The sequence below is a fragment of the Bradyrhizobium sp. genome (assembly GCF_049586575.1).
GTDB lineage: Bacteria > Pseudomonadota > Alphaproteobacteria > Rhizobiales > Xanthobacteraceae > Bradyrhizobium.
Genome location: NZ_JBAVCF010000414.1, coordinates 1 through 20,228 on the forward strand (window position 1 = coordinate 1; position 20,228 = coordinate 20,228).

Here is a 20,228-nt window from a genome sequence, read left to right on the forward strand (position 1 = left end):
GCCCCCGGCAGAGCTGCCGCAGCACCTCGGTCTGCCGCTCGGTCAGGCGCTCGCCCGCTTCGGGCATCGCGCGGCCCAATCCACCGTTCGCGGCGGGCGCAAGATCCAGCATCAGCGGCGGAACATAAATTTCGCCCGCCAGCACCAAGCGCAACGCCGAAAGGATGTTTTTCGGACTGGCTGATTTCGGCACGTAGCCGACGGCGCCCGACTTCAGGGCCAGCCGCACATCATTCGGATCTTCCGACGACGACAATACGATGACCGATAGCTGCGGGCAGCTTTTGGCGAAGGTCGGAATCGCCTGCATGCCGCCTTGATCAGGCATGTTGAGATCGAGAAAGACGACGTCGAGATCGGGATGGGCCTCTGCCAGTCGCAATCCCTCGGCCGTATCGGAGGCCTGCAGAACGTCTGCTCCCTGTTCGAATTGCTGGAGCAGGGCGACGAGCCCTTCGCGCAGGATCGCGTGATCATCGACGATGAGTAACTTCATGCGAGTATTGTTTCCCGCAAATTTCGACAAACGACAAGTCGGGAGGGAGCCGCTTTAGGTCCTAAGACCGGTCTTGCGACCAATCCTTGGACCGGCGGATCAAGCCGAGACGCAGCCGGCGTCGCAATCCGCACTGGACCGCATTTCCGCTGCGGATTTCCATGGATAACCTTATAGTCGCGCCTCGATGTTCGTCCGGTCGAGCCGGCCGCGAAAGATGGGACCATCCTGCGATGAAGACAGCCATGACCCCGCAGCGCCTTGATCAACTGCGCGCGGAGCAGGTCGCGGGCTTCTACCGTAATTCCACACCTGGGACGGTGGGCGGCATCCTCGCGGCTCTGATCCTGTCGACAATGCTGGTCTATGAAAAGGCCGTCTCCTGGCATGTGGCAACCGTCTTTGTCCTGTTGCTGGCCGCGAGCACGTTGGCGCGTCTGGTTTTGATCGATGTCTACAGAAGAGCCAAACCGCCTGCGGAAGACTGGCGCCGTTGGGCCTTTGGGGCGGTCACGACCGCGCTTGTCGGCGGCTCCTGCTGGGGATTGGGAGCGTTGTTTTTGTTGGACCCGGTCCGTCCGGAGTATCAGTTCATGGTGCTCCTGACCTGCGCCGCCATCGCCGCCGGAGCGATCACCGCGTTCGGCACTTACCTGCCGTCCTACTACTGCAATCTCTTCACCATAATGGTCCCGACCTGCATCTGGTCGGCGCTGGATGGGGATGCCCTGCATTGGACTTACGCCATCCTCGCCGTGCTCTGGATGGCCGTTGTGGCGGTTCTGGCCAATTCGTTCAGCCAGTTGCTGATTGACTCACTCGAACTGCAATTCGCCAACCTCGATCTTGCCAACGATCTCCTGCGCCAGAAAGAACTGGCTGACGCGGCCAATCGCACCAAGTCGACCTTCCTCGCATCGGCCAGCCACGATCTCCGGCAGCCGGTGCACGCGCTCGGCATGTTCGTCGGCGCACTACGCGACCGGCCATTGGACGAGGCCAGCGCCCGGCTGGTCCGGCAGATCCAGAATTCAGTCGGCGCGCTCGACAGCCTGTTTGCCGCCATCCTCGACATTTCGCGGCTGGATGCCGGCGTGATCGAGAGCCACCCGTGCGCTTTCGCCATTCAACCGCTGCTCGAGCGAATTTGTCGCGACGAAATGCCCGAGGTTGACCGCAAGGGTATCGCGCTGCGCCTCGTTCCGTGCAGCCTGACTGTGCAGACCGATCCGGTATTGCTCGAACGCGTTTTGCGTAACCTCGTTTCCAACGCCGTTCGCTACACGGATAGTGGGCGCGTGGTGGTCGGTTGCCGGCGCGGCGCTCGGCTCAGCATCGAGGTCTGGGATTCCGGCCGCGGTATCCCGGTCGATCAGCAGGATCTGATTTTCCAGGAATTTTATCAGATCGGAAATCTGGAGCGCGACCGGGCGCGCGGACTAGGGCTTGGTCTTGCGATCGTGCAGCGTCTGACGCGAATTCTGCATATTTCCATGCGGATGCAGTCACGTGTCGGCAAAGGATCTGTGTTCAAGCTGTCGGTTGCGCTGGCGACGGGAAGGGAGGCAGTCATCGAACAGCCTCGGGATATCTCGCCGGCACCTCACCGCACGCTGTTCATTCTGGTTGTCGACGACGAGGTCGCGATCCAGGAAGCGATGCATGCCTTGTTGACGGGATGGGGACATCAGGTCGTCGCGACAGGCTCTTGCGCCGAAATGCTGGACCGTGCGGCCACCTTCACCTCCACGCCAGACCTGATTGTCTCAGACTACCGGCTGCGAAACGATGAAGACGGCATCGCCGCGATCGAGCGGCTTCGCTCCGAATTCAATAGCGACATTCCCGCGATCCTGATCACGGGCGATACCGCGCCCGACCGGATTCGAGAGGCCATGACAAGCGGCTGCCTCCTGATGCACAAGCCGGTTTCGAACAACCGTTTGCGCGCGGCTATCGTCAATCTGGCGATCGAGGCATCTGTGGATACGTGAGTTCTGGATGACTTCGCTCAGGCCTGACTTTTTGGAATGTATTTGCCCAGCACACACTTGTAGCCTTGCAGCTGCCACATCCGGTAGGGGCCCTTCTGGAGCCACTCGGCGATGCCGGCTTGCCCATGAACCTGGCACTCCATCATGGAAATGCTGGACATATCGCTGTTGGTGACAACCTTTTCCAGGCAGATTTGGCCGTTGCACAGAAGTGCGACGAGAGTAACGAGCATGGATTCTCCATCGATCGAAATGATTCGGTCGATTTTACCATGCAGCGTTCGTGCCAAATGCGGACGCATCCCCCGTACGAGTACGGAGGCTCAGCCGGTCGGCAAAAGGCGGCCCCGCCTGCAAAGAAACAAGCGAGGCCTTCAGTCCGGGTCCGGGAGGAGGCTGGAGTAGAAGACCCGTCCTTATTCCCCGGCCGGCACAAATGCGGCGACCGGTTTCGTTTAAGATCAAATCTGTCGTTTCGTGCAACTCGCGCAGCCCGGTGAAGCCGCGCGAGTTTGATTTTGCTACCGGCTCACGCGGCCTTCGACTTCGCCACGTGGGTAGCGATCGCATCCATCAGCGCCGGAGACAGGCAGTCATAGGGCTCAAGGCCCAATTCCTTGAGGCGGCTTCGGATGCCCTCCATCTGCTCCGGTTTGACGCCGGACTCGATGACCGAGGAAACGAAAGCCGCAAACCCCGGCGCGGCTGATCCCGATTCCTGGAATAATTCGGGATGAATGAAGTCGAGGCCGTAGAACGGATGCCCCTTGTTCTCAATGCGGCCGTACATGTGCGTGCCGCACACCTTGCAGGCGTGCCGCTGGATGGTCTTCGAGGCATCGACGATGTGAAGCTTGTCGCCGTTCTCAAGCACGGTGACGTTTTCCCGCGGCACAACGGCCACTACCGAGAAAATCGCGCCGTCCGGTTTCCAGCACTGCGTGCAGCCGCAGGCATGGTTATGCGCGACATCTCCCTTGACGCCGACCTTGACCGGCTTGTCCCTGCATTTGCAGACGAGCACTCCGCCGGCGAAGCTGCCTGTGCCTTTCTTCACACCGTTGTCGACCGAGGGATGGATATGAACGTTCATGGGCCTATCCTCCTTGCTTTTTAAAATTCCGTCAGTAAACCACGACCGAACGGATCGATTTGCCTTCGTGCATCAGGTCGAAGCCTTTGTTGATCTCCTCGAGTTTGAGGGTGTGGGTGATCATCGGATCGATCTGAATCTTTCCGTCCATGTACCAGTCGACGATTTTCGGCACATCAGTGCGACCGCGGGCGCCGCCGAATGCCGTGCCCTTCCAGACCCGGCCGGTGACAAGCTGGAACGGTCGCGTGGCGATTTCCTTGCCGGCTTCGGCCACGCCGATCACGACGGATACGCCCCAGCCGCGGTGGCAGGCTTCAAGCGCCTGGCGCATCACGGTGGTATTGCCCGTGCAGTCGAAAGTGAAATCGGCGCCCCCGTCCGTAAGGGTGACGAGATGCTGGACGATATCGCCACTGACCTTCTTCGGGTTGACGAAGTCGGTCATGCCGAACTTGCGGCCCCATTCTTCCTTGGAGTCGTTGACGTCGACGCCGATGATCTTGTTGGCGCCGACCATCTTCGCGCCTTGGATAACATTGAGCCCAATGCCACCCAAACCGAACACGACGACATTGGCGCCCGGCGTTACCTTGGCGGTGTTGACCACGGCGCCCACGCCGGTCGTGACACCGCAGCCGATGTAACAGCTCTTGTCAAAGGGCGCGTCGTTGCGGATCTTCGCGACCGCAATTTCCGGCAGCACGGTGAAATTCGAGAAGGTCGAGCAGCCCATGTAGTGGTAGATGGTCTTGCCCTTGTAGCTGAAGCGCGAGGTACCGTCCGGCATCACACCCTTGCCCTGTGTGGCGCGGATCGCCGTGCACAGGTTGGTCTTCTGGCTAAGGCAGCTTTTGCACTGGCGGCACTCGGGCGTGTAGAGCGGAATGACGTGATCGCCAGCCTTCACCGACGTTACGCCAGGGCCGACTTCGCGCACGATGCCGGCACCCTCGTGGCCGAGGATCGACGGAAAGAGTCCTTCGCTGTCAAAGCCGTCGAGCGTGTAGGCATCGGTGTGGCAAATGCCGGTGGCCTTGATCTCAACTAGGACCTCGCCCGCTTTTGGACCTTCGAGATCGAGTTCGACGATTTCCAGCGGCTTCTTGGCTTCGAATGCAACGGCGGCGCGTGTCTTCATGGTTCGATCCTGTCTCGCTCAACTCTGGACGGTCAGTTCTTGTTGCCCATACAGGAGTCCTCAGCCTTGGTGAAGGCGGGAGGTTTGTCTTCGTGTTTTGCCGGACGCACGCGTCCCACCGCGTCGTTGGCGCGAGCCCTCAGGTAGACGTAGATATCGTCCAGGTAGCAGGTCACGTTCGGATTGTTGCCGAAGGCCGGCATCACATTTTCCTGTGCCGTGTTGACGTTCTTGCGGCCGCTCGCGACTGTCGCCAGGAATTCGCCGTAGCTCATCGTCTTCAACGAGTCTTTCAGCGCCGGCGCATAACTCGATCCCATGCCGTCAGGCCCGTGGCAGACGTGGCATTCCGAGTGGTAGCGGCGGTATCCGGAATACGTGTACCAATCGACCGTGCCGTCCTGCTGAATCTTGTAGGTCGGGTTTCCATCCTTATCGAAGTATTTACCGTTCTCGGATTTTACCGCGGCCGGATCGCCCGAGCCATCGGCGAAGGCTATTCCTCCGGCAGCGAGCATTACGGCCGCTGCGGTCAGTAGGCAGATCATACGCAAAAGTTTGTCCTCGGCTGGCGATGTCACGTCATCCGGCGCGCGGGAAGGAACCCCGCGCGCCGGAATGAGGCTCTTCAGCTTACTGCGGCAGTGCGAACACGGTGAGCGCTCCACCGAGTGCGGTGTAATTGCTCAGCGCTGCATAGCCACCGACTGCGCCGAGACCTGCGGTCGGGTCGGTCAGGCCGGCTGCGAGGCCGATACCTGCCCAACCGCCGACGCCGGACAGAACGGCAACGTATTGCCTGCCGTTATGTTCATAGGTCGTGACGTTGCCGATGATGCCGGACGGAGTCTTGAACTTGTAGAGCTCCTTGCCCGTTTTGGCATCAACCGCCTTCAGATAACCCTCCAGCGTGCCATAGAATACGACGCCGCCGGCGGTCGCGAGTGCGCCTGACCAGACCGAGAACTGCTCCTTGTTGGACCAGACGATCTTGCCCGTCTTGCCATCCCAGGCAATGAAGTTGCCCATGTTGGTTTCGCCGGGAGGCGGATACATCGACAGCGTCGCACCCACATAGGGCTGACCGGCGGTGTAGCTCACCTTGAACGGTTCATAGTCCATGCAGACGTGGTTGGTCGGGACATAGAACAACTGCGTTTCGGGCGAGTAGGCTGCCGGCTGCTCGTCCTTGGAGCCGAGCGCGGCCGGGCAGATGCCCTTGTTGTTGTGATCTTCGCCGTTTTGGTCGGTCGAATATTCCGAGACTACCTTCGGCCGGCCATAGGTCGGCGAGTTCTTGTTCATGTCGACGCCGGAAGTCCAGTTGACCTTCGGATCAAACTTCTGCGCAACCAGCAGTTCGCCGTCGGTGCGGTCCAGCGTATAGCCAAGGCCGTTGCGGTCGAAATGGGTCAGCAGCTTGCGGGGCTTCCCGTCGATCGATTGATCGGTGAGGATCATTTCGTTGACGCCGTCATAGTCCCACTCGTCGTGGGGCGTCATCTGGTACACCCACTTCGCCATCCCGTTATCAGCATTGCGGGCGAAAATGGTCATCGACCACTTGTTGTCGCCAGGCCGCTGCTTCGGGTTCCAGGTCGAAGGATTGCCCGATCCGTAATAGACGAGATTGAGCGAAGGATCGTAGGCGAGCCAGCCCCATGTGCAGCCGCCGCCGATTTTCCACTGATCGCCCTCCCAGGTCTTCAGGCTCGAATCCTTGCCGACCGGTTTGCCGAGCGAGGTGGTCTTGTCGTCGAACAGAATCTGATCATCCGGGCCTTCGGAGTAGGCTTTCCAGACCTGTTTGCCGTCCTTGATGCTGTAGGCCGTCATGCTGCACTGAACGCCGAACTCGCCACCGGACGTGCCGACCAGGACCTTGTCCTTGACGACCATCGGCGCCGAGGTACCGGTCTGTCCCTTGGTTGGATCGCCGTTGACGGCGGTCCACTCGACGTTACCGTTCCTGGCGTTGAGCGCCACGAGCTTGTCGTCGGCCTGATGCAGAAAAATCTTGCCATCCGCATAGGCGAGGCCGCGGTTAACGGTATCGCAGCACATCACCGGAATGACGTTCGGATCCTGCTTCGGCTCGTAGCTCCAGATGATCTTGTTCTCGTTGGAAAGGTCGAGAGCATAGACCTTGTTGGGGAAGGGCGTGTGAACGTACATCGTGTTGTCGACGATCAGCGGCCCACCTTCGTGACCACGCAACACGCCGGTCGAGAACGTCCAGGCGACCTGCAATTTGCCGACGTTGGACGCGTTGATTTGCTTGAGCTTGGAATAGCGCGTGTTGGCGTAGTCGCCTGTCGGCATCGCCCACTCGGCCGGATTTTGCGACATCCGGATCAGAGAGTCGTTGGCTCCGGCACTTCCTGCGGCGAGCGCCGCCAAAGCACCGAGACCGGTCGCGAATAGTACCTTTCGCATCGTAGTTCCTCCCAGTTTAGAGCCTTTGGTTTCCGCAAAACGCGGCCCAGTTCGAGGTCTCATTAACCGTTATCCCTATCTGCTTCGGAAGGTCGCGACTTGCCCGAGAGCGAATCCCGTTTGATCGTAAGCGAACCGCGATCAACTTTTTCGTCGCGCTGATATCGACGGTTAAGTTCCGGGTTTGGATACTGCGGGGCGTCAAATCCCGTCCGAGCCCCGTCCTTTGAGGTTTTTCTTGACGGGGCGGAAACTTAGACAGAGGATTGGCGGGCAGACAGCAAGCGTGACGCCCCACGGCCGCCTCAACTTGGCCTCAACTTGGATGTCCGATACCCGTGACTGGCTGCACGGTTGACCTCAAATCGACGGCGGGAAATGGCTGACACGGTTCATTCGCTCAGCACTGCAGGGTTGGGGCCGAAGAGGCAGATCCAGTATTGGTCAGATGCATTGACCGATCTCTGCGGTCAGTTCGCGGTCGATCCGCTCGATGGATCGACGCTGGAGGCGCGCATCAACTACACCAACGTTTCGAAATTGAAGCTGTGCCAGATCGAAGCCAGCCAGCACCGGATCGCGCATGCTCCTACTCCGAGCCATACCAGCGAACATCCCTACGTCAAAATCCTGTTCCAGACCTACGGGATTTCATATTTCGAGCAGAATGGCTGCCAGATCCAGATAAGGCCTGGCGATTGCCTCGCCTATGACGTTTCCTCCCCGCACACCATCATAAGCCCCGCACTGACGCGGCACGAAGTCGTCATTGTGCCGAAGGAGTTGCTGCGAGAACGCGGATTCCATTTCGGCAAGATGTCGGCGTTCAAACTGTCGGCGTTGACCGGAACGGGCCGCATTGCGCACGACTTCGTGCATGCGGCGTTCGGCCAGGCCGCCAAACTGTCGGACAACAGCGCGGCAAGCGTTGCCGAAACGCTGATCGATTTGTTGCTATTGCCACTGCGGGAGGCGGACAAAGCGTTCGATCGCGTCGGCCCGGAAGCGATGTATGTGCGGGCTCAGGCGTTCATCCGCGAGCATTTGCGCGATCCCGATTTGTGCATCGATCAGATTTCAGCATCCCTTGGATGTACCAAGCGGTATCTGCACATGCTGTTTAGCGAGAGAGGGATGACCGTCAGCGACTATATCTGGCGCACCCGATTGCAGCATTGCCGGCAAGAACTGGAGAACTACAGCGGCAAGACGATTACCGATGTCGCGTTCTCCTGGGGATTCTCCAGTTCCTCGCATTTCAGCCGGGTGTTCCGAAAGTGCTTTGGGGTTTCTCCATCAGCCGTCCAAAAGGGTCCGCACGGCGACGCGTCTGACGTCATTTGATCCTTTTCGATCAGCTGGAAGGCGTGTTCGAGCAGGCGCTGGGTCTTGCTTTGCTGCCGCGTTTTTCGATGGGAACATGGCAGTTGTCGATTCGCTGCTCGTCCGTCCATTTCCGGCCGAGCCTTTCCTTTCCGGTCAGCGCCGGCCGGTGCGTTTCCCCAGCCAGACCGTTTACCGAGTTGTGCGTTCCATCCTGAGCTTGTGCGCAACAACTGAATCCGAGGAGTATCAACGCGCTGAAACTTCCAGACCGTAGTCTCATGAGGGCCTCCTTGAACTTTCTTTCCGGCTTCCGCTAGCAAATCAGCGACGTCCGGCGCCACCCGGAACCTGAAATTCAAGAACCTCTTCAATCGATAACATCCAACAATGATTCGAGTTTCTTACACGGGAGGTCAAAGATGATATCGCGCCGATCTATCCTTTTGTTATCCGGGGCTTTTCTGGCAGGAAGCTCGTCGGTTGCCTTGGCCGCTCCGGGACATGATGCGATCAGGATGTTCGACCTCGACTCGGACGGCACGCTCGACTTGGGCGAGGTCAAGAAAGCCGCCGCTGGGTTGTTTGCACGGCTCGATCGCGACCACGAGGGCACGCTCGACAAACACGAACTGGCCGGACGCTTGAGTCAACGCGAGATTGCTGCCGCTGATCCTGATCATGACGGAACCCTCACACTGGATGAATACTTGGCGGTTGTCGAAAAACGCTTCAATGCAGCAAATCGGGACGGCGACGGAACGCTCGACGCGAAGGAGTTACGGACACCGGCAGGGCGAGCGCTCCTCCGTTTGCTCAGATAGATCGATTGCCGACACGAAGACGCTCAGGCCCTTGCGTCAAACGCTCCGCGGTTTTACGTTTGCAGCGGTGCGAGTGTTGCACCATCACCTGGGAGACCCAAATGACTTGGAAGACTCCAAAGATCGTTGAAGTGCCGGTAGGCATGGAGATCAACATGTACGCCTGCGCAGCGCGCAAGTAGCTGCAAGCGTTCTGCCCGGCTCCCAGCAGTCGCCTGTTGAGAGCTGCGGCAGGCGTTGCGGCTTTCATTCCATTCCCGGTGAAATCCGCAATAGCGGTCTGTGAGCCTGTGATAGGCTCGCGTCGGATCGATGGCCCCTGGAACGGGAATGAGCATTTCTCCAAGAACAATCTGGGTGGCGATGCCGTGGGTAGTCCTGCAGCCCGCAGGTGGCTTTGCCGAGGGTGTCGACACCGAGCACATCTATGGTTTCATGATCGGCGCCGATGTCGGCGATGCCGGTGAGCGCGAATTTCAGACGACGACCGCCGGGCGATTTTCAAAGCAGGCAGGATCTTACCAGGCCCTCGGGCAGCAGCTCGAGTTGGAAATCGTACCGATCAAGAACTTCCGGATAGAGCTCGAAACGACGCTTGCGGCTTACGATCTCAGATCCGTTCCAGGCCTGGTGGATCCGTACTCAGGCTGGCTGGCAAGGCGCAGCGCTGGATTTGCGCTACCAATTCCTCAATCGTGAAACCGCTCTCTTCGGACTGACGCTGGGCTTGGAAAGTCACGGTAAACCGCGTCGACGAGACCACGGCGTCTCGAGGCCAGAATTTCGGAAATGAGCTGACGCTCGTGCTAGTGGAGAGGATTTGACATTCGCTACCCTCTGGCCGCGCATTCGCCATGCGAATGTCAAATCCAAAACTCCACTAGAAACTCATATCTGCTAGTGGTCCTTTGATTCTGACATTTGCAAAAGTGCAGGCCACACCGGGATGCAAATGTTAGAATCGGACCACTAGAGCGAGATCTGATCCCCGGGCTTGCGGTGGCAACGCACAATTTCGGCTATCAGCCGGACTGGACCCGCCTCGCGGCCGTGCCGACTGCCGAGCGGGATTCGACGCTAGCCGTAGCATTTGGGGTCATGGCGCAGGTGCGACCCGACTTCCTGCTTAGCGGTGAGGCGCGCTATTTCCGCAAATATGAAGGGATCGGTCTGGACGAACCGGCAGGAGAGGCCTTCTTCGTCGGTCCAACCGCCTATTTCCAGCTCTCGGAGCGCGCACGTCTGACGGCGACCTGGAGCATCCAGGCCTGGGGGCGTCCCGCCGGCACCAGTGTCACGCTGGACCTCGTCAATTTCGAGCGCCAGCAGGCGCGGGTTATATTCGGGTTTAATTTCTAGTCCGGCAGGCTCATAGTTTCACTTGCCAGCGAAACAATGCGCCAGCCGGCTTCGTAATTGGTTGTGCTATCGACTATTGAAATGCATCGGAGGAGGACATCGGCATGAACACGATCGAGCTGATCATTACGGTCTGCGCCGTGCTGTCGCCGAATACCTGCGAGGAACGGCATTTGTCGTTTTCCGCCGATTTCTCCCTGCAACAATGCAGCATGAACGCGCCGCCCTATATCGCTCAGTGGATCGGAGAGCATCCGAAGTGGACAGCTGTAAAATGGCGCTGCGAATATCCCCATATGCGCGAAAAAATCTGACGAGGGGCGCCCGCCCGCTGGCTTGCCGCTGTTATTTATTGCAGTCCTTGAGATCCTTGTCTGCGATCGAAAACACGGCGTCAGCCTTGATTTCGATATCGCGGACGACGCATTGCCTTGAATCGCGATAGCTGACCTTGGCGTCGTAGCGTCCCGGTTCGACGCCCGTGATCCGCAGACGCTCATCGTGATCGACCTCCTTGTCCTTGTCGTTCAGCGTCTGGTTCGGACCCCAATCCCGCCTTCCGGCAGGCGATAGTTGAAAACCGGAGATCGTTGCCGTCGTCAGGTTCCATAACCGGATGCCTTTGCCCTGCGCCGCGGCAGAGCCCGTCAGGACCACCGAAAAAAGACAGATCGCGATCAACGCGCGCAGCATGGCCGTCTCCCAAATATTCGTCCATCGCAGCATGGCGGCATGAGCCATTTTCGCGAATGCCGGCTTTTCAGCACCACAGCGATAGCATAGGTTTTGTTCTCTGGAGAAACGTCATGGCATTTGTGGGATGGACAAGACTAATCGTCGGTGCGCTAGGGGGCCTTGCGGCAACGGCTGCGGTCGTCCGCGCCGACGAGGTCAACGATTACCCGACGTCGGCACGGGCGGAGTACGTTTTCGGCTGCATGAAGGCCAATGGCGAAACACGGCAGACGATCGATCAGTGCTCCTGCTCGATCGACATCATCGCGTCCCTGTTGCCGTATGACCGTTACGTCACCGCGGAGACGGTGCTGAGCATGTCGCAGGTTCGCGGCAATCTCGGCACGCAGTTCCGCTCGTCAGAACAGGCAAAGGCCGCTCTTGACGACCTGCGGCGTGCGCAAGCCGAGGCCGAAGTGCGATGCTTCTAGCGCCGGATAAGCATCAGCTTCCCGAGGCGTCGATCTTCCATTCTTTCTGAAAGACGTGACCCGACGTATCCTTTGCCTCGGCGCGGAAGGTCTTGGCCCCATTCGAGACGTAGGTGAAGCGGATATTGGGGTCTTCCGAGATCGAAATGCCGCCTTCCATCGACAGCACCGGGCTGTTGTCCTGCCAGAGGTGCAATTCGTCGATGAAAAAAGCCGGAACGTAGAGATGCGTGATCTGGTCCATCTGCAGGCCGGAATTATTGGGGTGGCCGATCATGATCTGCGCTTCGCGCGGTCCATTAGTCGGGCCCTGATCGCTGCGGGCGAATTGCCGATATTTCATCTGGCCGAGCCGGTTACGAGCCTCTTCCGCGTTCTTGCCGGCAGGCGCGGAACAACCGCCGGACGCCTTCACATAGGTCTTGACCACGTAAAGCTTGCCGTCGCTGAGTTCAGCCACGGCGTGAACATTGGTGTAGCTGTTGACGCGGACGCGCGTTGATATTTCCGACACCTGCGCGTCAGGTCCGATCTCGAATTTTGCCGCCATCGGCGCCGGGTTCTGATCGATGACCAGCGTGATCGCCTTCAGGCGCCGACTGTCGCCAGGCGAAAGCCTGGATCGCAGCGTCACCGGGACAATCGCTGCATCCTCGGCGCGGTAAGGCATCTCGATCGCGATGACGTCGCTGCCATCATTCATCGGGCGATTGTTGAAGATATCCTGAACGAGACCCGGCCAGGGGTCGGGCGGCTCGGCCGCGGCTGAAACGGCGACCCCAAGCGCCAGCACGACGCCGGATAACACTGATACGCAGAGCAGACGAAGATGGAGCATGGTCGCGCTCCTCCCAGGGATCGAAGCGATAACTAATTCGATATAGTCTACCGCGTGCGCTACTCCCACTCAATCTCGGAAAATGCTGCGGTTGCGTTGCGGGCGTTGTAATCATCGAACAACTCCCATCGGGACCGTTCGGTGCCAGCGGCCGTTTGGGCGGCGACGCTGATCGGCGCGCCTCGTTTGATCAACTTTCGAACATCGGCTGCGAGCGTTTCGAGATAGCGGCGCTCGCTGGCGAGCGCCGTCGGCCACTGGCTCACAGGACCGTGACCTGGAACCACGCGCTCCGCTGGTTGCTTGCTTAGATCGTCCATCATCCCCAACCAGCCCCGGATGCTGCCGTCGACAACCGGAATGTGGTCAAGGAAGACCAGATCACCCGCAAACAAGGTCTTCGTCGTCTCGTCGAGCACGGTGAGATCGCTGTCGCTATGCGCCGCCGGCCATGCCTGCAGGACAAGGGTGCGCCCGCCGAGGTCAAACCTGAGCGAGCCTTCGACCAGGAGTGTCGGCGATACGATGCGTACCTCATCGATCAGGGCGCCGCCCATGATCTTGCGGAAGGCATCGAGATAGAACGGCCCGCGTGTGGCGAGCGCCTGCGGCAAATTCTTGTGTCCGACGAAAGTAGTTCCGTCAGCGGAAAAGGCGGCATTGCCGAACACGTGATCGGGATGGCCGTGGGTATTGATGACATAGCGGATCGGTTTGTCGGTCCGGGCGCGAATGGCGGCGAGGAGTTCCAGGCCTTCGCGAACGCTGCCGCCGGTATCGATGACGGCTACCGCATCGTTGCCGACGACAAATCCGACGTTGGCGATAGCCCCCTCGTTCTCGCGCGTCATCAGCGCGACCACACCGATATGGACGAAGAGACCGGGCGCAATTTCGGTGACCGCCAGTTGCCGCTGCTGCGCGTGAGCGAGAGGCGAGGCGAGGAGGGCGCTAAACAGAACCACCAGTATGGGATATCGGCTCATCTGTTTGCCTGTTCGCTCCATCCGACGGCTCGACACCTGTGGTTCCGATCTGCACCGCAACAGTCTGCAAAGCATCGCGAATCTTGAACGTCGATTATCCTATTGCAGGCTCAGACAGGGCAGCATAGCATTTTGATGGGAGGATGGCGCTAGCTGAGGACAGCAATCGATGAATCACGTCTTGCTCAAACGCTGCCTGCTCATTCCGCTTTTGACGGTGGCGGCCATCCTTGTCAGTCGCGAATGCGTGCGAGCGCAATCGGACAATGAAGGTCTCGATCTTTCGATCGAGCTTGTCGATCCCAAGGTGCTGAGGGTTTGCGCCGATCCGCGCAACCTGCCGTTCTCCAACGAAAAAGGCGAGGGGTTTGAGAACAAGCTCGCAGAGCTGTTCGCAGCGAAGCTGCATAAGAAAATCGACTACATGTATTTCCCGCAAGCGACAGGGTTCGTCCGCATGACGCTGGGCGCGCATCGCTGTGATGTCATCATGGGCTTTCCGCAAGGCGATGATCTGGTTCAGGGCACCAACCCTTATTACCGCACTGCCTATGCGCTGATTTCAAAACAGAACTCCGGTCTTGAAGACGTTACAGCGTTAGAAGACGCGCGTCTCAAGGGCAAGCACATCGGCATCGTCGCCGGCACGCCGCCTGCTACCAACATGGCGCTCAATGGCCTGATGGCAAATGCAAAGCCCTATCCGCTAATGATCGATACGCGCGTGGATTCGTCGGCCGAAGCCATGGTCAACGATCTTAATAAGGGCGCGATCGATGCCGCCATTCTCTGGGGTCCGATGGCGGGCTTCTACGCCAAGAAGGCCAATCCCCCGCTTCATGTCACACCCCTCGTGAACGAGAAGACCGGACCCCAACTCGTCTATCGCATAGGTATGGGTGTCCGGCGCGCCGACCAGAACTGGAAACGGTTACTCAATCGGCTGATTCAGGAGAGTCAGCCGGAGATCAACAAGATCCTGTCCGATTACGGCGTTCCGCTGCTCGACGAGAATAATCACCCGATCATCGCGGAGACCGCGACGAAGTCGCCATGATCCGATATGCCGCCGGTTTGATGCTTGCATTGCTGACGCTGATCGGCGCCGTATGCGCGGAAGAACTCGTTCCCGAGCCTGACGGGTATCGCACCGGCGACTATCGGGCTCCAGTTCCTGACACGCTGGCTGGCGCACGCGTTCTCTCGACCGCAGAGGCGGAGGCGATCTGGCGCGCCAAGACCGGCGTCTTCATCGACGTGCTGCCGCGGCCGCCAAAGCCGGCAAATCTTCCGGCAGGTACCGTCTGGCGCGATAAGCCACGTTTCAATATTCCCGGCAGTATCTGGCTGCCGGATACCGGTTACGGTGAACTCGCGGCATCGACGGCAAATTATCTGCAGCAAGGGCTATCGCGCGCATCCGGTGGCAATCGCGCCAAGTTGATTGTCGTGTATTGCCAGGCCGATTGCTGGATGTCGTGGAACGCCGCCAAGCGAACTCTGTCCTATGGATATTCCAACGTCGCCTGGTATCCGGACGGTACAGACGGTTGGCAGCGGGCCAATCTGCCGACAGCGGAGGCGCAGCCGGAACCACGGCCTGCGGAGTAAAATCCGAGCACGAAGCAGCCGCGCCGGTTATTCGATCTCCTGCTGGATGGTGCGGCCAAGCGCAAACAGCCGTTGATCAATCGTCGTCGGTACTTCGCACACAAATTTGACGACGCGACGGCGATCTTCAAATATCCGCGTTTCCCAAACAAGCTGATTGCCGAGTTCGTCGATCTTGGGCTGATCGCGTGGCGTGGCGTCCTGTAGCGCCTGCAGCGCAATCGTGTCCGTGCGAACCTTATCTGCCGCCTCGCGCTGTTTGCGCGTGACGCGTTCCAGCCCGCTCATGACGGACGAACGCTCCGCATTCAACCGTTCGAACAGCCCCGCGAATAGCAATTTTCCAGTTGCCGCCTTGTCGGTTCCAGGCACGTCCAGAAATTCCTTGATCGCCTTCTGGGCGTCATCGAGCGGAGTCTTCCTGGCCGCCGCTTTTTCGACCAGCGCACTGACCTTGGGATCGTTCTTCCATTTCTCCTCGGCGTCGCCGAGCGGGGGACCGGCCCACACCGCGGCGAGCGAGATTTCCGACACCTTGGCCTGCGCGCAAGGCCAGTCGGGATAGCGCGGATCGGCAGCGAGGCAAAGTTGGGTCGATGCAGCAATCGCAAGCAGCGTCCCGATTCCGATGCGCGAAATCATGTCTCGCCTCCCGCGGGCCCTCGGCGCCCCAATCCACGCGATGGATCATAGGCCAGGATCGCGCCCACCATAAACACCACGGTGCATCCGCTAACCACCGCAAGCGAAATCCAGTTCACTCGACCATAAAGCGCAAAGCGGACCAGCTCGACTGCGTGAGTGAACGGATTGAGCTGGCAGACATAGTAGAGCATGGGGCTGCCCTCCTGAACCCGCCAAAGCGGATAAAGGGCAGATGAAGCAAAGAACATTGGAAAGATCACGAAGTTCATCACTCCGGCAAAATTTTCAAGCTGCTTTATCCCGGAGGAGATCAGCATGCCAAGCGCACCCAGCATCAGGCCGGACAACATCAGCGCCGGCAATACGGTGAGATAACCGATCGGCGGTGGTGTGATATCCCAGAACCAGGCGATCAACAGGAAAGCATAGACCTGCAGCAATGAGACCGCCGTGCCGGCGAGCAGCTTGCACGACAGCAAATACCAGCGCGGCAACGGACTGACCAGCAGCGTGCGCATATTTCCCATCTCGCGATCGTAAACCATCGAAAGCGACGATTGCATGCCGTTGAAAAGCTGGATCATCGCCATCAACCCGGGTGCGATGTAGACCTCGTAAAGGATGTAGGTCTCGTAAGGAGGAATGATGGAGATGCCGAGGACCTGACGGAACCCCGCGGCAAAGATGAAGAGCCAGACCAATGGTCTCACAAGTGCCGATATGAACCGTTCGCGTTGATGCAGAAAACGCAAAGCTTCGCGCCACACGATGCCTTTGAGGCAAGTAGCGTATTCCGCGACAGAGAAGCCGCGCCGTGCCTGATCGAGGGTTACAGAGCTCATGAGCCGAGGCTCCCTGATTGGGTGCCAGTCAACCGCATAAAAGCCGAGTTGATGTCGTGCGCACCGGATTCTTCGAGAACCCGTGCGACCTCGCCACGCGCCAGGACGCGGCCCTGATGCAGAATGACGAGATTGTCGCTCGGGATAATTTCATCGAACAGATGGGTAGCCCACAACACGCCGATACCCTGCTCGGTGACGAGTTGGCGGACATGGCCGAGCATGTCGGCGCGCGCCTTGACGTCGAGCCCGACGGTTGCTTCGTCAAGCAAAAGCAGCCGCGGCCGATGCAGCAGCGCGCGGGCAATTTCCAGCCGGCGCATCTGGCCGCCCGAAAGATCGCGCACCTTGCTGCCCGCGCGGTCGGCCAATCCGATGCGAGAGAGCACCTCCTCACTCCGCAAGCGGGCATTGCGCCGGCCGATACCATGAAGGGCAGCGTGATAGAGCAGGTTCTGCATCACCGAGAGGTCGAGATCGAGCGTGCGGGGCTGAAATACCACGCCCATGAGCCGCAGGGCTTCGCTGGGCGATTGCCCGATATCGTGGCCGAAAATCCGGATGTCACCGGCCTGGATTCCAAACAAGCGCGTAACAAGCGAGAACAAGGTGCTTTTTCCCGCGCCGTTGAGGCCGAGCAAGGCGGTAAAACTTGCAGGCGCTACGGAGAAATCGACATCGATCAAGGCGCGCCTCGTGCCATAGGAATGGCTGACCGCCGAGATCGAAAGCGCCGGGAGCGAAGCTGTATCGTGTCCGACAGGCTTGTCCGGGACAGTAGCAACGACGGTCGATGCGTCGGACGTTGTCATGGTAACTTTTTCATAGCGAAGTTTTCATGGCGATATCGTTACGCCCCACGGAAGCTCGCCGACCTGAATCGTTTTGACAACCTTCTGCGAGGCAACATCGATCACCGAGACGTCGTTGGAAACGCCATTGGTGGCCAGCAGATATTTCTCGTCCGGCGTGAACGCCATGTGCCAGACCCGCTGCCCAACCAGAAGATATTTGGTCACGGCATGACTTGCGGCGTCAACCACCGCGACGCGATTGGCCGGACCGAGTGCGACAAAGGCGGTCTTGTCGTCCTTGGTGATGCCGATCCCGACCGGCTGGATCGCCTCGCTCCGCAACCCCGGAATGTTGAAAGTCACCTTGCCGGTGACGACGTGTTTGACAGGATCAATGATCGAGACGGTGCCGCCAATCTCGGAGGAGACCCACAACTCGGAACCGTCGTGCTTGAACTCGGCGAAGCGCGGCCGCGAGCCGACCAACACGCTGGCGACGACCTGGCGGGTTGCAGTGTCGATGAAATGCGCCATGTTGGTAGTTTCCGACGTATTGATCAGGATCTTGCCATCCGGGCTGACAGTCATTCCTTCCGGTTCGACGCCAACCTGAATGCTGCCAAGCCGTGTCCGTTTCTCGATATCGATGACGGTAACGGTGTTGTCGTTTTCGTTGGCGACATAGAGAATCTTGCCAGAGGCATCCTGCGTAAACAGCTCCGGGTCGGGGCCGGAGGGCAGCGTGTCCACCACTTGCAGCGTCTTTGTGTCAATCATCTGAATGGTGTCGTCGTCACCGACGGCAACCATCACGAACTTGCCGTCGCGCGTAAACTCGATGCCTCTCGGCCGCTGACCGACCTTGATCGTGTTCGTGACAGCCCATTTGTCGGTATCGATGACCGAGACGGTATTGCCCTTTTCATTAGAAACGTAGGCGGTGTACGCCCACACCGGGCTCGCGGCCGACAACCACAGCGTCGCTAGGGTAGGCAGGTAACCGCGCATGCGCGACCTCTCCGCTATCATTGCAGTTTGCACTTGGTCTCAGGCCTGTCGACGCCGAGCGTATCAAGTTCGGAATATTGGTGCAGAAAACCCTCTTGCGGCGACACCGACACAACCATGCGGCCGTCGGCGAGCAGGATCGGCTGCCGAAGCTGCAAGTTCCAATCCCTCAAGGTAAGGCGCTGGCCCTTGAAGGCGGCGATGGAAAAGTCCTTTCCCTTGATGAAGCTGAACACGGTCTTGGGATCGCCGGAATTGGTGCGCGATGTTGCCTCGCCGACCATGCGCGCGGCGGTCCACGCCTGCATGTCCATTGCGGTCATGCGCCGCGAATTCAGTTTGACGAACCGGTTCTGGATCTGGATGGCGCCCCATTGGTCGTGCGAGGCGTCCCAGCTCGTGGGCACCAAGCCTGCCGATCCCGCCACCGGACGCGGATCCCAGGTCCGATAAGGCAGATACGATGCGAAGACTTCGCTTTCGTCGGCGGCGACGAGAACGTCATAGGCGGGCGCCTCCTGGGTAAACACCGGCATTTGATGCTGGATCAGCGTCACGCCGCTATCGGTGCGGCGGGCGCCGCCGGTGTCTTCGAAGGTCCGCTCTTGTACGATCTTTGCGCCGAACCGGGCGGCGGCGCGGCGCAGGGCATCGGCATAAAGCTTGTCCTTGTCATGCGAACCGACGACCAACAGCCAGCGCTTCCACTGCTTCCAGACCAGGTATTGGGCGAGGCCATCCGCGAGCATCGAGCGGGTAGGCGCCACATGGATGACATTGGGGCGACAATCCTGCTCGCGCAGGCGATCGTCGACGGAGCCAGCGTCGAACAAGACGGTGCCCCGATCGCGCAACGTATCGGCAACCTTCAGCAATTCGTCGGCCGGCAGGTCCGCGATGATAAATCCGTCACGCTCGGAGAGCGAATTGGCCGCCGCAGCGACATCGTCGTTCTCCTTCAGCTTCACGTCGGTCAACGTGAAATGCTGGTTGAGGAACTTGCCGGTGGTGTTGTTGTCCTCGATCGCCAGGAGCGCACCGGCCACGCCATCATTTTCGGCTGGTTGCTCGACCAGCGACAGTGTCGCTTTGATTCCGGCATGGCGAAGATAGCCGATGCCGATCTCGAGTGGGTCAGCCGCGAGCGCGTGAGTAGCCACGACACTCAAGCCGATCGCGCCAATCAATCGTCGGAGCATGGCGTTTTCCCTGTGGTCCTCCTCGAATGGAGGACTCTTGCCTTGAACCAAGACCAGATTGTCTTAGCTTGCAAGCCTACTTTTTGTTGTTGCACGGACGCAGAATTTACTGGTCACGATGATGAGATCGCTTCGGGTTTTCGCACTGCCAATGTTGGCGATGGCGGTGCAGGCGCCCGCGGCCGAGCCACCCCGTCTTGCGGTGTTCGAGTCAAGCCTTCAGCCGTTGCGCATGCCAGCGCAGATGATCACTCATGAAGGTGGAGATGAAATAATAGCTGTGATCATAGCCACTCTGTGAGCGCAAGGTGAGGGGAATGCCGGCCTTGTCGCAGGCAGCCTTGAGCAACTCGGGACGAAGCTGCTCGGTCAAAAACTGATCGGCATCGCCGTAATCGACCAGGAATTCGCGGAACCTCGCGCCATCCTCGATCAAGGCGATCGTATCATGCTTGCGCCACGCGGCCTTGTCG

25 protein-coding genes are annotated in these 20,228 nt (G+C 59.3%); 10 read left to right on the top strand and 15 right to left on the bottom strand.

The window, feature by feature from the left end; genetic code table 11:
* Positions 1 to 496, bottom strand: a 496-nt coding sequence (locus WB528_RS16295; RefSeq protein ID WP_423889439.1) for a response regulator, incomplete at its 3' end; no start/stop codon positions are given.
* Positions 497 to 741: 245 nt separating this feature from the next.
* On the opposite strand from WB528_RS16295, the gene WB528_RS16300 reads away from it, so the two are divergent.
* On the top strand, positions 742 to 2,490 hold the full coding sequence (locus WB528_RS16300; RefSeq protein ID WP_423889440.1) for an ATP-binding response regulator: 1,749 nt from the start codon (positions 742 to 744) through the stop codon (positions 2,488 to 2,490).
* Positions 2,491 to 2,507: 17 nt separating this feature from the next.
* Here the strand turns inward: WB528_RS16300 and WB528_RS16305 are convergent, their stop codons facing one another.
* The 5 genes from WB528_RS16305 to xoxF5 all read right to left on the bottom strand — a co-directional run bounded on the left by WB528_RS16305 (position 2,508) and on the right by xoxF5 (position 7,160).
* Positions 2,508 to 2,723 carry a hypothetical protein gene (locus WB528_RS16305; RefSeq protein WP_423889441.1) on the bottom strand — a complete coding sequence of 72 codons (216 nt, stop codon included), beginning with the start codon at positions 2,721 to 2,723 and terminating at the stop codon, positions 2,508 to 2,510.
* Between the two features lie 296 nt (positions 2,724 to 3,019).
* Complete coding sequence (gene gfa, locus WB528_RS16310) at positions 3,020 to 3,583, bottom strand: S-(hydroxymethyl)glutathione synthase (RefSeq protein WP_423889442.1); 564 nt, start codon at positions 3,581 to 3,583, stop codon at positions 3,020 to 3,022.
* 31 nt (positions 3,584 to 3,614) lie between these two features.
* Positions 3,615 to 4,724 (bottom strand): S-(hydroxymethyl)glutathione dehydrogenase/class III alcohol dehydrogenase, encoded by a 1,110-nt coding sequence (locus WB528_RS16315; RefSeq protein WP_423889443.1) that lies wholly within the window; start codon positions 4,722 to 4,724, stop codon positions 3,615 to 3,617.
* Between the two features lie 32 nt (positions 4,725 to 4,756).
* Positions 4,757 to 5,272 (bottom strand): c-type cytochrome, methanol metabolism-related, encoded by a 516-nt coding sequence (locus WB528_RS16320; RefSeq protein WP_423889444.1) that lies wholly within the window; start codon positions 5,270 to 5,272, stop codon positions 4,757 to 4,759.
* A gap of 85 nt (positions 5,273 to 5,357) precedes the next feature.
* Positions 5,358 to 7,160, bottom strand: coding sequence for a lanthanide-dependent methanol dehydrogenase XoxF5 (gene xoxF5, locus WB528_RS16325; protein ID WP_423889445.1), 1,803 nt, complete (start codon positions 7,158 to 7,160; stop codon positions 5,358 to 5,360).
* Positions 7,161 to 7,538: 378 nt separating this feature from the next.
* Between xoxF5 and WB528_RS16330 the strand changes: the two genes are divergently transcribed.
* The 6 genes from WB528_RS16330 (at position 7,539) to WB528_RS16355 (ending at position 10,980) form a co-directional block, all read left to right on the top strand.
* The gene (locus tag WB528_RS16330) at positions 7,539 to 8,504 is read left to right on the top strand and encodes a helix-turn-helix domain-containing protein (protein ID WP_423889446.1); all 966 of its coding nucleotides are present in this window, start codon (positions 7,539 to 7,541) and stop codon (positions 8,502 to 8,504) included.
* A 401-nt stretch (positions 8,505 to 8,905) separates the two neighbouring features.
* Positions 8,906 to 9,307: a calcium-binding protein gene (locus WB528_RS16335; protein ID WP_423889447.1), complete on the top strand. Its 402-nt coding sequence runs from the start codon at positions 8,906 to 8,908 to the stop codon at positions 9,305 to 9,307.
* A gap of 101 nt (positions 9,308 to 9,408) precedes the next feature.
* Positions 9,409 to 9,489, top strand: coding sequence for a pyrroloquinoline quinone precursor peptide PqqA (gene pqqA, locus WB528_RS16340; RefSeq protein WP_035721241.1), 81 nt, complete (start codon positions 9,409 to 9,411; stop codon positions 9,487 to 9,489).
* 130 nt (positions 9,490 to 9,619) lie between these two features.
* Positions 9,620 to 10,006: a hypothetical protein gene (locus tag WB528_RS16345; RefSeq protein WP_423889448.1), complete on the top strand. Its 387-nt coding sequence runs from the start codon at positions 9,620 to 9,622 to the stop codon at positions 10,004 to 10,006.
* A 300-nt stretch (positions 10,007 to 10,306) separates the two neighbouring features.
* Positions 10,307 to 10,666, top strand: coding sequence for a hypothetical protein (locus tag WB528_RS16350; protein ID WP_423889449.1), 360 nt, complete (start codon positions 10,307 to 10,309; stop codon positions 10,664 to 10,666).
* Positions 10,667 to 10,770: 104 nt separating this feature from the next.
* Positions 10,771 to 10,980, top strand: coding sequence for a hypothetical protein (locus WB528_RS16355; protein ID WP_423889450.1), 210 nt, complete (start codon positions 10,771 to 10,773; stop codon positions 10,978 to 10,980).
* 31 nt (positions 10,981 to 11,011) lie between these two features.
* On the opposite strand, the gene WB528_RS16360 is transcribed toward WB528_RS16355, so the two are convergent.
* Positions 11,012 to 11,359: a hypothetical protein gene (locus WB528_RS16360; protein WP_423889451.1), complete on the bottom strand. Its 348-nt coding sequence runs from the start codon at positions 11,357 to 11,359 to the stop codon at positions 11,012 to 11,014.
* A gap of 113 nt (positions 11,360 to 11,472) precedes the next feature.
* Between WB528_RS16360 and WB528_RS16365 the strand changes: the two genes are divergently transcribed.
* Positions 11,473 to 11,832, top strand: coding sequence for a hypothetical protein (locus WB528_RS16365; protein ID WP_423889452.1), 360 nt, complete (start codon positions 11,473 to 11,475; stop codon positions 11,830 to 11,832).
* A 13-nt stretch (positions 11,833 to 11,845) separates the two neighbouring features.
* Here WB528_RS16365 and WB528_RS16370 read toward each other — a convergent pair whose 3' ends face one another.
* The gene (locus WB528_RS16370; RefSeq protein ID WP_423889453.1) at positions 11,846 to 12,670 is read right to left on the bottom strand and encodes a quinoprotein dehydrogenase-associated SoxYZ-like carrier; all 825 of its coding nucleotides are present in this window, start codon (positions 12,668 to 12,670) and stop codon (positions 11,846 to 11,848) included.
* Positions 12,671 to 12,729: 59 nt separating this feature from the next.
* Positions 12,730 to 13,656 (bottom strand): quinoprotein relay system zinc metallohydrolase 2, encoded by a 927-nt coding sequence (locus WB528_RS16375; RefSeq protein WP_423889454.1) that lies wholly within the window; start codon positions 13,654 to 13,656, stop codon positions 12,730 to 12,732.
* Between the two features lie 181 nt (positions 13,657 to 13,837).
* Here WB528_RS16375 and WB528_RS16380 point away from each other — a divergent pair, with 181 nt between their 5' ends.
* A complete protein-coding gene (locus WB528_RS16380; RefSeq protein ID WP_423889462.1) occupies positions 13,838 to 14,713 on the top strand; it encodes a substrate-binding domain-containing protein in 876 nt (291 codons plus the stop codon).
* 20 nt (positions 14,714 to 14,733) lie between these two features.
* The gene (locus tag WB528_RS16385) at positions 14,734 to 15,267 is read left to right on the top strand and encodes a PQQ-dependent catabolism-associated CXXCW motif protein (RefSeq protein ID WP_423889463.1); all 534 of its coding nucleotides are present in this window, start codon (positions 14,734 to 14,736) and stop codon (positions 15,265 to 15,267) included.
* A gap of 27 nt (positions 15,268 to 15,294) precedes the next feature.
* On the opposite strand, the gene WB528_RS16390 is transcribed toward WB528_RS16385, so the two are convergent.
* From WB528_RS16390 to WB528_RS16415, 6 genes are all read right to left on the bottom strand, one after another.
* On the bottom strand, positions 15,295 to 15,909 hold the full coding sequence (locus WB528_RS16390; RefSeq protein WP_423889455.1) for a hypothetical protein: 615 nt from the start codon (positions 15,907 to 15,909) through the stop codon (positions 15,295 to 15,297).
* On the bottom strand, positions 15,906 to 16,754 hold the full coding sequence (locus tag WB528_RS16395; RefSeq protein WP_423889456.1) for an ABC transporter permease: 849 nt from the start codon (positions 16,752 to 16,754) through the stop codon (positions 15,906 to 15,908). Before WB528_RS16395 ends, WB528_RS16390 begins: the two co-directional genes overlap by 4 nt.
* A complete protein-coding gene (locus tag WB528_RS16400) occupies positions 16,751 to 17,566 on the bottom strand; it encodes an ABC transporter ATP-binding protein (protein WP_423889457.1) in 816 nt (271 codons plus the stop codon). Before WB528_RS16400 ends, WB528_RS16395 begins: the two co-directional genes overlap by 4 nt.
* A gap of 24 nt (positions 17,567 to 17,590) precedes the next feature.
* Positions 17,591 to 18,556, bottom strand: coding sequence for a YVTN family beta-propeller repeat protein (locus WB528_RS16405; RefSeq protein WP_423889459.1), 966 nt, complete (start codon positions 18,554 to 18,556; stop codon positions 17,591 to 17,593).
* Between the two features lie 17 nt (positions 18,557 to 18,573).
* The gene (locus WB528_RS16410) at positions 18,574 to 19,755 is read right to left on the bottom strand and encodes an ABC transporter substrate-binding protein (protein WP_423889460.1); all 1,182 of its coding nucleotides are present in this window, start codon (positions 19,753 to 19,755) and stop codon (positions 18,574 to 18,576) included.
* Between the two features lie 211 nt (positions 19,756 to 19,966).
* Positions 19,967 to 20,228, bottom strand: a 262-nt coding sequence (locus tag WB528_RS16415; RefSeq protein ID WP_423889461.1) for an alpha/beta hydrolase-fold protein, incomplete at its 5' end; no start/stop codon positions are given.